The sequence below is a fragment of the Dietzia psychralcaliphila genome (genome assembly GCF_003096095.1).
In the GTDB taxonomy this organism is placed as follows: Bacteria; Actinomycetota; Actinomycetes; order Mycobacteriales; family Mycobacteriaceae; genus Dietzia; species Dietzia psychralcaliphila.
In genome coordinates, this window is the sequence record NZ_CP015453.1 from 1 (window position 1) to 12,699 (window position 12,699).

The 12,699-nt window shown below is 67.4% G+C and carries 8 protein-coding genes and 2 tRNA genes; 9 read left to right on the forward strand and 1 reads right to left on the reverse strand.

The annotated features are described in order from the left end of the window. The first annotated feature begins 10 nt into the window (after positions 1-10). The 5 genes from dnaA to gyrB all read left to right on the forward strand — a co-directional run bounded on the left by dnaA (position 11) and on the right by gyrB (position 7,424). On the forward strand, positions 11-1,513 hold the full coding sequence (gene dnaA / locus A6048_RS00005; protein WP_107747173.1) for a chromosomal replication initiator protein DnaA: 1,503 nt from the start codon (positions 11-13) through the stop codon (positions 1,511-1,513). A 635-nt stretch (positions 1,514-2,148) separates the two neighbouring features. Further along, a complete protein-coding gene (gene dnaN, locus A6048_RS00010; protein WP_107747174.1) occupies positions 2,149-3,324 on the forward strand; it encodes a DNA polymerase III subunit beta in 1,176 nt (391 codons plus the stop codon). A 25-nt stretch (positions 3,325-3,349) separates the two neighbouring features. After that, entirely contained in the window at positions 3,350-4,639 is a 1,290-nt protein-coding gene (recF, locus tag A6048_RS00015) for a DNA replication/repair protein RecF (protein ID WP_235027424.1), read from the forward strand. After that, a complete protein-coding gene (locus A6048_RS00020) occupies positions 4,636-5,190 on the forward strand; it encodes a DciA family protein (protein ID WP_200837338.1) in 555 nt (184 codons plus the stop codon). The genes recF and A6048_RS00020 overlap by 4 nt, the downstream gene beginning before the upstream one ends. Before the next feature lie 116 nt (positions 5,191-5,306). Next, the gene (gene gyrB / locus A6048_RS00025; RefSeq protein WP_107747175.1) at positions 5,307-7,424 is read left to right on the forward strand and encodes a DNA topoisomerase (ATP-hydrolyzing) subunit B; all 2,118 of its coding nucleotides are present in this window, start codon (positions 5,307-5,309) and stop codon (positions 7,422-7,424) included. 84 nt (positions 7,425-7,508) lie between these two features. Here the strand turns inward: gyrB and A6048_RS00030 are convergent, their stop codons facing one another. Beyond that, the gene (locus tag A6048_RS00030) at positions 7,509-8,861 is read right to left on the reverse strand and encodes a lipase family protein (protein WP_107747176.1); all 1,353 of its coding nucleotides are present in this window, start codon (positions 8,859-8,861) and stop codon (positions 7,509-7,511) included. Positions 8,862-9,209: 348 nt separating this feature from the next. Here A6048_RS00030 and gyrA point away from each other — a divergent pair, with 348 nt between their 5' ends. The 4 genes from gyrA (at position 9,210) to A6048_RS00050 (ending at position 12,659) form a co-directional block, all read left to right on the forward strand. After that, complete coding sequence (gene gyrA / locus A6048_RS00035) at positions 9,210-11,732, forward strand: DNA gyrase subunit A (protein ID WP_107747177.1); 2,523 nt, start codon at positions 9,210-9,212, stop codon at positions 11,730-11,732. 6 nt (positions 11,733-11,738) lie between these two features. After that, positions 11,739-12,362, forward strand: a complete 624-nt coding sequence (locus A6048_RS00040) for a DUF3566 domain-containing protein (RefSeq protein ID WP_107747178.1) — start codon at positions 11,739-11,741, stop codon at positions 12,360-12,362. Positions 12,363-12,453: 91 nt separating this feature from the next. After that, positions 12,454-12,527, forward strand: a tRNA-Ile gene (locus A6048_RS00045). 59 nt (positions 12,528-12,586) lie between these two features. After that, positions 12,587-12,659, forward strand: a tRNA-Ala gene (locus tag A6048_RS00050). Positions 12,660-12,699 lie beyond the last annotated feature (40 nt).

Here is a 12,699-nt window from a genome sequence, read left to right on the forward strand (position 1 = left end):
ACCGCCCACCGTGTCTCCTGACCTCGAACACGTGTGGAGTGCGGTACTCGACAAGCTGACCGACCCGTCGCTGGCCAGCGACGACAACCCGGCCCTGTCCCGGCAGCAGCAGGCCTGGCTCCGCCTCGTGCAGCCCATCGCCGTGGTCAACGGGTTCGCGATGCTCGCCGCACCGTCGGCGTTCGCCCGCGACAACATCGAGTCGGTCCTGCGGGGCCCGATCACCCGGGCGCTCAGTAGCCAGCTCGGCGAGCCGGTCGACTTGGCCGTCAAGGTGGACACCTCCCTCGCGGGTCGCCACCACCACAACGACGACGACGATCCGCGCATCGATGTCGACGAGATCCACCGACCCGAACCGGACGCGGCACACCCGCCGGCAACGTCACGACCGGTCCGGATGACCGAAGAGCAGATCGCCGCGGAACGACTGCTGCACGGCAGTGATCGTGATGAAGCCCTGTCGGCGGCCACGGCTCCGGGACTCAACGAGCGCTACACGTTCAGTGCGTTTGTCCAGGGCAACTCCAACCGGTTCGCCCGCGCCGCGGCACTGGCCGTCGCCGAAGCTCCCGCGCGTGCCTACAACCCCCTGTTCATCTGGGGCGAGTCAGGCCTCGGGAAGACGCACCTGCTCCACGCGATCGGGCACTACTCCCTGCGCATGTACTCCGAACAGAAGGTCAAGTACGTCTCGACCGAGGAGTTCACCAACGACTTCATCAACTCCGTCCGCGACGGCCGCCAGAACATGTTCAAGAAGCGGTACCGCGAGGCGGACATCCTGCTGGTGGATGACATCCAGTTCCTCATCGGCAAGGAGCAGGTGCAGGAGGAGTTCTTCCACACCTTCAACACGATCCACAACGCCCAGAAGCAGATCGTCATCTCGTCCGACCGGCCCCCCAAGCAGCTCCAACCACTCGAGGACAGACTGCGTACCCGCTTCGAGTGGGGTCTGATCACGGACATCCAACCGCCCGAACTCGAGACGCGAATCGCGATCATCGACAAGAAGGCCAAGTCGGAGAACTACGTGGTTCCCCGCGACGTCCTCGAGCTCATCGCCACTCGAGTGCAGCGCAACATCCGGGAGCTCGAGGGTGCGCTGATCAGGGTGGTCGCGTTCGCCTCCCTCAACGGACACGAGATCGACGTGCCGTTGGCGGAGGTCGTACTCCGCGACGTGGTCTCCGACGACGACTCCCTCCAGATCTCGGCGGCCACCATCATGGCGGTCACCGCGGAGTTCTTCTCGACCAGCATCGACGAGCTCTGCGGCACGTCCAAGACCAGGTCGCTCTCCCGCGCCCGTCAGATCGCCATGTACCTGTGCCGTGAGCTCACCGATCTCTCCCTTCCCAAGATCGGGGTCACCTTCGGCGGCAAGGACCACACCACGGTCATGTACGCCCAGCGCAAGATCCTCAAGGAGATCAAGGACGACCGGCGCATGTACGACCAGATCCAGGAGCTCACCGCCCGGATCAAGGAACGCTCGCGTTCACTCTGACGGTCTGCTCCGGCAGTCCTTCCGTGGCAGTCCTTCGGCGACGGCTCCTGTCGCCGTCCTCCGTCACCGCCCTTCCGCGACGGTCTCTGCGTCCGCTCGTCCGCCGGCTGCGTCCGAATCCGGGCGGCATCTTCCCGACACGTATCCAGCGCTTCTCGAACGCGTCCGCGGAAGCCCTCCGCAACGCAAATGTGACCCCCCTCACACCTCGTGCCACACCCTTCACACCTGTGGACAACTCTGTGGGTTTCTGTGGACCGACGGTGGACAGACGGTGGACCGAAATCTGTGATTCCACCGACGCACCGGGCAAATCACAGGATGAGCCGAATCCGTCCACACCGGAATTGTGCTGTGAACTGCAAGAACAGCCCTCGGCTAACAATTTCACAGGACCTACTACTACTGCTTATCTCTCTATAGAGTTCTTGTAAGAAGTAGGTATGTGGAACGGCGAGCCTGCTTGACCGGGTTACAGGAGTCCGTGTGTCCGCTGTCGGTGGGAGCGGTTACTCTCATGGAGATGATCCGGCGGACCCCGTCGGACGCCAGGAAAATCCGCTGCAACCGCTGCGAACAGACCAACCGTCCAGATACCGGCTCCCGGTATCCGCCCCGTTTGAAAGAGGTCACCGATGGAGATCACGGATCCGACGTTCCGCGTCACCCGCGAGGACTTCGCCGATTCGGTGGCCTGGGTGGCGCGCACCCTGCCCTCACGACCGTCGGTTCCGATTCTCGGCGGGGTACTCCTCGAGGCGGATTCTGGTCTGACGATCTCCGGTTTCGACTACGAGACCTCCGCCCAGGTCTCCGTCCCGGCCGAGGTCTCCGAACCCGGGAGCACCCTGGTGTCCGGTCGGTTGTTGGCCGACATCGCTCGCGCTCTCCCGGACCGCCCGGTCGAGGTCACGGTCAGCGCCCAGAAGATGTACATCAACTGCGGCACCGCCAAGTTCACCCTGCCGACCATGCCCGTCGAGGACTATCCGCAACTGCCCGCCATGCCCGGGGTCACCGGATCGGCCGCGGTCGACGCGTTCTCCGAGGCAGTGGCCCAGGTCGCGGTGGCGGCCGGCAAGGACGACACGCTCCCGATGCTCACCGGCATCCGGATGGAGATCGAGGGCCCCCGCGTCACGCTCATCGCCACCGACCGGTTCCGTCTGGCCATCCGGGATCTCGAATGGGAGCCCGCTCGCGAGGACGTGGCGGTCGAGGTTCTCATCCCGGCCAAGACTCTCTCCGAGGTGACCCGGTCGGCGGGCCAGGGCGGGCGCGTCGACCTGAGCCTGGGCGCGGGCGCCGAGGTGGGGGCGGACGGCATCATGGGCGTTCTCGTCTCCGGGCAGCGCACCACGACGCGTCTCCTCGACGCCGAGTTCCCCAAGGTTCGCCAGCTCCTGCCCACCCAGCACACGTCGATGGCCCTCGTACAGGTCGACTCGCTGGTGCAGGCCATCAAGCGTGTCGCGCTGGTCGCAGACCGGGGGGTCCAGGTCCGGATGACCTTCTCCGAGGGCGAGTTGGCGCTCTCCGCGGGCGGCGACGACGCGGCCCAGGCCTCGGAGACCCTCCCGGTGGAGTTCCTCGGAGAACCGTTGACCATCGCGTTCAACCCGGGCTATCTGCTGGACGGCCTGGGAAGCATGCACTCGGCCCGCGTGGCGTTCGGGTTCACGCAGGCCAGCCGACCAGCGGTCCTGCGTCCGGCCCCCGAGACGCTGCCCTCCGCGGACGCCGACGGTGCCATCGCTCCCGTCGACTCGAACCACACCTACCTGCTCATGCCGGTCCGCCTGCCGGGCTGATCCTGATCCCCCGAAGCCGTCCGGCATGCACCTGCGTCACCTGAGGCTCCTGGATTTCCGATCCTGGCCACTGCTCGAGCTGGAGCTGGAGCCCGGGGTCACCACTTTGGTGGGGCGCAACGGACACGGGAAGACCAACGTCCTCGAAGCCGTCGGTGTGCTCTCGACGCTGAGGTCCCACCGGGTCGCCACAGAGGCACCGATGATCCGCTCGGGCACCGAGACGGCGTTGATCGCGGCGCTCGCGCACAACGCGGGTCGCGAACTCACCGTGGAACTGGCTCTCAACTCGGGTAAGGCCAATCGGGCGCGGCTCAACACCTCGCCCTGCCGCCGACTCGGCGACATCCTCGGAGTGGTCCAGTCCGTGCTCTTCGCACCCGAGGACCTCGCACTGGTCCGGGGGGAGCCGGCCGAGCGGCGCAGACTCCTCGATGAACTCCTGGTCCAACGCCGACCCGCACATGGGGGAGACCTCGCCGAGTACTCGTCGGTTCTCCGCCAGCGATCGGCGTTGCTCAAGTCCGCCTCCGGTGCGCTCCGGCGCGGCAGGGGAGGAGACGCGGGGGCGGCCCTGGACACGCTCGATGTGTGGGACGGCCGCCTCGCTCAACTCGGGGCGCGGATCGTGGCGGGACGGATCGGACTGCTGGAAGAGTTGCGACCTCTCGTCGTGGACGCCTATCGGGGTCTGGCACCCGAGTCCCGGCCGGCGGGACTCGCGTATCGGTTCCGGGTCGCCGCTCCGCCGGAGGAGTCCGAACTGACCGACTCGGAACTCGTCGAGGCGGTTCTGCTCGCGGAGCTCGGGAGACGCCGACAGGACGAGATCGACAGGGGGATGTCCCTCGTCGGGCCGCACCGGGACGACGTGTTCCTGACGCTCGGCGACGAACCCGCCAAGGGGTTCGCGAGCCACGGCGAGACATGGTCGTTCGCCTTGGCCCTGCGCCTCGGATCACTCGAGTTGTTCCGTGCCGACGGGATCGAACCGGTCCTGCTGCTGGACGATGTGTTCGCCGAACTCGACCGTCACCGCCGTGCCGCACTGGCCGAGGCGGCGGTGGGTGTCGAACAGGTACTGGTGACCGCCGCGGTGGGTGAGGATGTCCCCGACGGGTTGCGCGGGGTCCGTCATGACGTGGTGATGACCGGGCAGGGTGTGGGTCGTCACTCGGGCATGACGGTGTCGCGCGGTACCTCCGGTCGTGACGACGGTGTTTCCAGCGGCGATGGTCGCGACGGCGACGGGATCGGCGACGATGTTATGGACGACGGCGGGAACGCGGTGCCGGACAGCGAGGTTGAGACGTGACCGACGACCAGAGGCGGGATCCCATAACACCGTCTGACAAGCCGCAACGTGGTTATGACATCGCGAGGCAAGCTCTCGAGGAGGCACGTTCTCGGGCCCGCGCGGACGGCAAACAGGTCGGTCGTGGACGAACGGGACCGGTGGGGAGCGCGAAGCGGCTCCGCAAGCGTGGCTGGACCGGTTCGGGTGCCGACCCCTGGGATCCACAACCCCTCGGCCGACTCGTGGGCCAGGTGGCCAAGAGGCGGGGCTGGGACGACAAGGTCACCACCGGACGGCTGTTCGCGGAATGGGACCGCATCGTCGGCGAGGACATGTCCGCGCACGCCACTCCCGAGAGACTCGAGGAGGGCGTCCTCTACGTCCGGGCCTCCAGCACCGCCTGGGCCACCCAACTTCGGCTCGTGGCGGCCGACATCCTCCGCAAGATCGCCGCGGCGATGGGACCGGGTCACGTCCGGCGCCTGAAGATCGAGGGGCCGGAGAAACCCAGTTGGCGAAAGGGTCCGCTGCACGTGTCCGGGCGGGGACCACGGGACACGTACGGCTGAGGTGTGGGGCCACCGGGCGGCCATCGGACCGGTCCTGGCGAGCCCACGGGCCGCGCGCGGGTTGTCGCAGGTAGACTGGGCCGGTCCCAGACCCCCGAGACGCGAGGAGTTCGCACGTGGCGGACGCCAAGAGCAAGGCCAGCAAGAAGGGCTCGAACGACTACGGTGCGTCGTCGATCACCGTTCTCGAAGGACTCGAGGCCGTACGGCTGCGTCCGGGTATGTACATCGGCTCCACCGGCCCTCGCGGTCTGCACCACCTGATCTGGGAGGTGGTGGACAACTCGATCGACGAGGCCATGGCCGGCCACGCGACCGGTGTCAAGGTCACATTGTTGGAGGACGGCGGCGTCGAGGTGATCGACGACGGTCGCGGTATCCCCGTCGAGATGCATGAGTCGGGCATGCCGACCGTGCAGGTCGTCATGACCCAGCTGCACGCGGGTGGCAAGTTCGACTCCGACTCCTACGCGGTGTCCGGCGGTCTCCACGGCGTGGGCATCTCCGTGGTCAACGCGTTGTCGACGCGGGTCGAGGTTCAGATCAAGCGCGACGGACGTCTGTGGCAGCAGGACTTCGACATGGCCGTTCCCAAGGAGTTGGTGGACGCCGGCCCCGCGGAGGGGACAGGCACCCGCGTCCGGTTCTGGGCGGATCCGTCGATCTTCGAGTCCACCGAGTACGAGTTCGACGTGGTGGCGCGTCGTCTCCAGGAGATGGCGTTCCTCAACAAGGGTCTGACCATCACGCTGACCGATCGGCGCTCCCGCGCGGAGCAGGCCGCGGAGCTCGACGCGATCGCGGACAGTGAGGGTCGCGGATCCGATTCGGCGCCCGGCTCCGACGAGGGGTCGGACATCGAGCACGCGGTGGATGCGGAGAGGGCCTTCGTCGAGGGCGCTGTCGAGACCACCGAGCCCGCCGCGCCGGTCAAGGTCCGCGAACGCAAGCGCACCTTCCACTACCCGGACGGCCTCAAGGACTACGTCACCGCGATCAACAAGTCCAAGACCGCGATCCACCAGACCATCCTCTACTTCGAGGGCAAGGGCACGGGCCACGAGGTCGAGGTCGCGATGCAGTGGAACTCCGGCTACTCGGAGTCCGTCCACACCTTTGCCAACACCATCAACACCCACGAGGGCGGCACCCACGAGGAGGGCTTCCGTGCGGCGTTGACCCTGTTGGTCAACAAGTACGCCCGCGACAAGAAGCTGCTGAAGGAGAAGGACCCCAACCTCACGGGGGACGACATCCGCGAGGGTCTCGCGGCAGTGATCTCGGCCAAGATCTCGGACCCACAGTTCGAGGGTCAGACCAAGACGAAGCTGGGCAACACCGAGGTCAAGGGCTTCATACAGCGTCAGGTATCCGAGCACGTCGGTCACTGGTTCGAGGCCAACCCTGCCGAGGCCAGGGTGATCATCAACAAGGGCATCGCCTCGAGCCAGGCCCGTGTCGCCGCGCGCAAGGCCCGCGAGATGGTCCGCCGTAAGTCGGCGACCGATATCGGCGGGCTCCCCGGAAAGCTGGCCGACTGCCGCTCCAAGGACCCGGCCAAGTCCGAGCTGTACATCGTCGAGGGCGACTCCGCCGGCGGCTCGGCCAAGTCCGGCCGTGACTCGATGTTCCAGGCGATCCTGCCGCTGCGCGGAAAGATCATCAACGTCGAGAAGTCCCGTATCGACAAGGTCCTCAAGAACACCGAGGTCCAGGCGATCATCACCGCTTTGGGTACGGGAATCCACGAAGAGTTCGACATAGAGAAGCTGCGGTATCACAAGATCGTGTTGATGGCCGACGCCGACGTCGACGGTCAGCACATCTCCACGCTGCTGCTCACCCTGATCTTCCGCTTTATGAAGCCGCTGGTGGAGAACGGAAACGTCTACCTGGCGCAGCCGCCCCTGTACAAGCTCAAGTGGAGCAAGGGCGAGCCTGACTTCGCCTACTCGGACCGGGAGCGGGACGAGCTGCTCAAGATCGGGCTGGAGAAGAAGCGCAAGATCAACGTGGAGGACGGGATCCAGCGCTACAAGGGTCTCGGTGAGATGAACCCCAAGGAGCTGTGGGAGACCACCATGGATCCGACGGTGCGCACCCTCCGCCTGGTCACGCTCGACGATGCCGCGGCCGCCGACGAGCTGTTCTCGATCCTCATGGGCGAGGACGTCGACGCGCGCCGCAACTTCATCACCCGAAACGCCCGGGACGTCCGCTTCCTCGACGTCTGACCGGTCCCGATCGGTGGACCCCTCGTAGACCAGCCCGGACATCGGCCCGGTCGACGAGGGGTCCGCCGATTCCGTCGCTGCGGCTCAGAAGTGCCCGCAATCGTTCGGTGCCGGGATCCCGGCCAGTCGATCGTTGACGAACTGCAGGGCGGGCCCGAAGTTGGTCACCGCCGCCGCGGCGTGGGTGACCCCCGGGATCAGTGGTGTGGTCTCGTACCGGAAGTGCACGGACGTGCCCTGCAGGCACCACTCTCGACCCAGTTGCTCGACCTGTCCCAGTGGGACGATGTCGTCGTTGATCCCGCCGGCCAGCATCACGGGGACGGCCGGCGCGCGGTTGCCGATCCGCTGGTGCTCGAGCACCTTGAGTGCCTCGGGTTCAGTGCGGATCAGCTCACCCAGACCCAGCCCCGAGTTGGTCCACTCGGTGGTGGTGCGCCCACCGTAGGCGCCGCGGGTGTCGGCCAGGCAGAGGCCGGCGAGGTCGTCGAGGGCGCGTCGGCCGGTGTCGTTGACGTGCCGGTCCACGACCCGCTGGATGGCGGGGTACCGCTCGACCATCCCGTTGATCGCGAAGCCGATCGCACCCGTCAGGCTGGAGCCGTCGATGTGGTCGAGGACCGCGAGCAGGTCTGCCGGGGGAGCCGAGGCGTAGGCGGCGCGGACGTCCAGTTCCGGGGCGTATTCCGGGGCCAGCTCGGCTGCGGCCGCTGATGCCCCGCCGCCCTGGGAGTGGCCCCAGAAGACCAGGGGCGACTCATGTCCTGTGAGGGTCCGCGCAGCCCGGGCGCCGTCGAGCATGGCGTGCGCCTGTTCCACGCGGTCCGAGTAGGTGTGGATGCCGGGCGTCCCGAGGCCGATGTAGTCCACGACCATCACCCGGAAGCCCTGGCCGGCCAGGACGAGCGCGAACCCCTCCTCGTAGGACACGACCGGCCCGCCTGATCGGGGATTGGTCCCCACTGCGGTCTCGACAGTGCGTGAGGGGGCGCACGGGTCGCCCTGACCCTGGGTTCCCGGCCCCAGCACGATGGTGGGTCTCGGGCCGGGCCCGTTCCACGGTGCGGTCGAGTCGTAGAACGCACCGGACGAGGCCACGGGACGACCGTCGACGTCGAGGGTCTGGTAGATCACGCGCTGAGCCGCGGCCGGCAGCGGGGAGGGGAGCGGCGGCAGACCGGGGACGGACACCGCGAGCGGCAGGTCGGCCGGTTCCGCGCGGAGGACCGCACCCGGGGAGTCGGGCGCGAGGTCCCGCGTGTCGTAGAAGCCCCCCGGCTGGTCGAACTGGACGTCGTCACCGTTCGGGGGCGGCTGGGTCGACGGTTGGGCGCCGACGGTACCGGGAAGGACGCTGAGGAGCGCGAACACCGATGTCGCCGCCACCGCCGCACGACGACGACCCCGGCGGACGGGCTGACTGCGGAAGCGCGACATGGAGGAAATGTTACGTGCGTCACCCCGCCCTGACACGGACTTGCGCCAACCTGACACGGTTCCGCCGGGTCACGACCGCAGCGACATGGGTGGGCCGGCCGAGGAGAGAAGTCAGGAGCGGTAGCGCCAGGACGTCGTGGCGGAACATCCGGTCCAGGACCTGCTCTGTCACGAGATAGCCAGGACCCGCTCCGTGACGAGATAATGGGGTGCCCGAGGCGTGCCCTCGAGACCGTTTCCCCAGGACCTATAGACTGGGCGGGTCGTACGGCCGCCGTCAGAGCACGCGCGTGCCCGCGACATCGTCTGCGAGAGAAGCCAGCGCGACGAGGAACCGAAGAGGAGCCCATGACGGACACGACGTTGCCGCCCGACGCCGGGGGACACGACCGCATCGAGCCGGTCGATATCCAGGCGGAGATGCAGAGAAGCTACATCGACTACTCGATGAGCGTCATCGTCGGGCGTGCGCTCCCGGACGTCCGGGACGGGCTCAAACCCGTACACCGCCGGATTCTCTACGCCATGTGGGACAACGGCTACCGGCCCGACCGCAGTTACGTGAAGTCCGCGAAGCCCGTCGCCGACACCATGGGCAACTACCACCCGCACGGCGACTCGGCGATCTACGACACCCTGGTCCGACTGGCCCAGCCGTGGGCGATGCGCTATCCGATGGTCGACGGCCAGGGCAACTTCGGTTCGCGCGGCAACGACGGCGCGGCCGCGATGCGTTACACCGAGTGCAAGATGACCCCGCTCGCCATGGAGATGGTGCGGGACATCGACAAGAACACGGTCGACTTCCAGCCCAACTACGACGGTAAGACCTCGGAGCCGGTGGTCCTGCCGTCCCGGGTGCCCAACCTGCTGATCAACGGCTCCAGTGGCATCGCGGTGGGTATGGCCACCAAGATGCCGCCGCACAACCTCCGCGAGGTCGCCGGAGCCGTCTACTGGGTTCTGGAGAACCCGGACGCCAGCGACGACGAGGCGCTCGATGCGTGCATGGGTTTCATCAAGGGACCGGACTTCCCGACCTACGGGTTCATCGTGGGGGACCAGGGGATCAAGGACGCCTACACCACCGGGCGCGGTTCGATCCGGATGCGCGGGAAGACCTCCATCGAGGAGGACGGCAACCGCACCGTCATCGTGATCACCGAGCTGCCCTACGAGGTCAACCCGGACAACATGATCCTGTCGATCGCCGAGCAGCTGCGCGACGGCAAGATCGCCGGCATCTCCAAGATCGACGACGAGTCGTCCGACCGCGTGGGCCTGCGGATCGTCATCACGCTCAAGCGTGACGCCGTGGCCAAGGTGGTGCTCAACAACCTCTACAAGCACTCACAGCTGCAGACGTCGTTCGGCGCCAACATGCTGTCGATCGTCGACGGTGTGCCGCGTACCCTGCCGATCCACCAGCTGGTGCGTCTGTACGTCACGCACCAGATCGAGGTCATCGTCCGGCGCACCCAGTACCTGCTGGACGAGGCCGAGAGGCGGGCCCACATCCTGCGCGGCCTGGTCAAGGCGCTCGACGCGCTCGACGAGGTCATCGCGCTCATCCGTCGGTCGCAGACCGTCGACATCGCCCGAGAGGGTCTCAAGGACCTCCTCGACATCGACGACGACCAGGCCCAGGCCATCCTCGACATGCAGCTCCGCCGCCTCGCGGCCCTGGAGCGGCAGAAGATCGTCGACCAGCTCGCCGCCATCGAGCTCGAGATCGCCGACTACAAAGACATCCTCGCCCGGCCCGAGCGGCAGCGGGCGATCGTCGGCGACGAACTCCGCGAGATCGTCGAGAAGTACGGCGACGACCGACGCACCGTGATCATCCCGGCCGACGGTGACGTCACCGACGAGGACCTGATCGCCCGCGAGGACGTCGTCGTCACCATCACGGAGACCGGATACGCCAAGCGGACCCGCACGGATCTCTATCGCGCCCAGAAGCGCGGCGGCAAGGGTGTGCGTGGGGCGGAGCTCAAGCAGGACGACATCGTCCGACACTTCTTCGTCTCCTCCACGCACGACTGGCTGCTGTTCTTCACCACCAAGGGCCGGGTCTACCGGGTCAAGGCCTACGAGCTGCCCGAGGCCAGCCGCACCGCCCGCGGCCAGCACGTGGCCAATCTCCTGGCATTCCAACCGGAGGAGCGCATCGCCGGGGTCATCCGGATCAAGGGCTACCAGGACGCGCCGTACCTGGTCCTGGCCACCCGGAACGGTCTGGTCAAGAAGTCCAAGCTCGAGGACTACGACTCCCCGCGCTCCGGCGGCCTCATCGCCGTCAACCTCCGCGACGGCGACGAGCTCGTCGGCGCCGCACTCGCCGGCCCCGAGGACGATCTGCTGTTGGTCTCCGAGAAGGGCCAGTCGATCCGCTTCCACGCCAACGACGACACGCTCCGCCCGATGGGCCGCGCGACGTCCGGCGTGATGGGGATGCGGTTCAACGACGGCGACGCGTTGCTGAGCATGTCGGTGGTCCGCTCCGAGATGGACGAGAACCAACTCTTCCTGCTGGTGGCCACCGAGCGCGGGTACTCCAAGCGCACCGCGCTGGCCGAGTACACGGCCCAGGGCCGCGGCGGCAAGGGCGTGCTCACGCTCATGTTCGATCCCAAGCGCGGCAAGCTGGTCGGTGCGACGATCATCGAGTTGCAGGACGAGCTCTACGCGATCACCTCCAGTGGCGGTGTGATCCGTACGTTCGCCAAGCAGGTGCGCAAGGCGGGCCGGCAGACCAAGGGCGTGCGCCTGATGAACCTGGCCGAGGGTGACTCGCTGTTGGCGATCGCCCGCAACGCCGACGAGCCCGACGACGACGACCGGCTCGACGCCGGGTCCGATAAGGAGTAGTGGGCGATGACCGAGCCGACCGACGGACCCGACAGCGGCCCGGCACCGAAGGGTTCCACCCCTGCGCCGGGATTCGGCGGGTCGGGCAGCACCCCGGCCGGGACGGAGTCCCCGATCGGGGACACCACCCCGGCTGACGGGAACGCGACCGCGTCGTTCCCCGCCGCCACCCAGCACCGCGCCGAGGGGCTACCCGGTGGCGTCGCGACCGCCCACTCGGGCGGGGCGGCCGGTCGCGCGGCACCCATGGTGCCGCCGACGGAGCGACGCGGACCGATGGAGTCGGTCCTCGTGTTGCGCCGCATCGATCCCTGGTCGGCGTTCACCACCGTGCTCGGGTTGATGTTCGCGCTGTACCTGGTGTGGATGGTCGCGATCGGCGTCACCTACCTCCTGCTCTCCGGCATGGGGGTCTGGGACCGGCTCGGGGGGCTGCTCTCCGGGGTCGCGGGTGACGAGTCGGCGGCCGCGATCGGGCCGTCGACGATCTTCCTCTACAGCGGTGGCGTGGGACTGCTCAACGTCCTGCTGCTGGCGATCCTGACCACCCTCGGCGTGTTCATCTACAACCTCGCCGCCGGGCTGACCGGCGGCGGGGTGCAGGTGACCCTGAGTGATCGCCGGGGCTGACGTGCCCGGAAACGGGACCCGCCCCGAGCCCGCGGAGGTCCCCGATTTGGGCCGCGGCGAGGGCGTCGGGTAGATTAACGCTTCGGTACGAGGGCCTATAGCTCAGGTGGTTAGAGCGCCAAACTGATAATTTGGAGGTCGGAGGTTCAAGTCCTCCTAGGCCCACCCCCGCATGGCAGACGCCGGATCGCTAGCCGCGGTCCGGCGTTCACGCTTTGTGGAACGGGGCCTTAGCTCAGTTGGTAGAGCGCTGCCTTTGCAAGGCAGATGTCAGGGGTTCGAATCCCCTAGGCTCCACTCTTCTCCCTCCCCTCACTCTGTTCTGATGCGTTCCCCG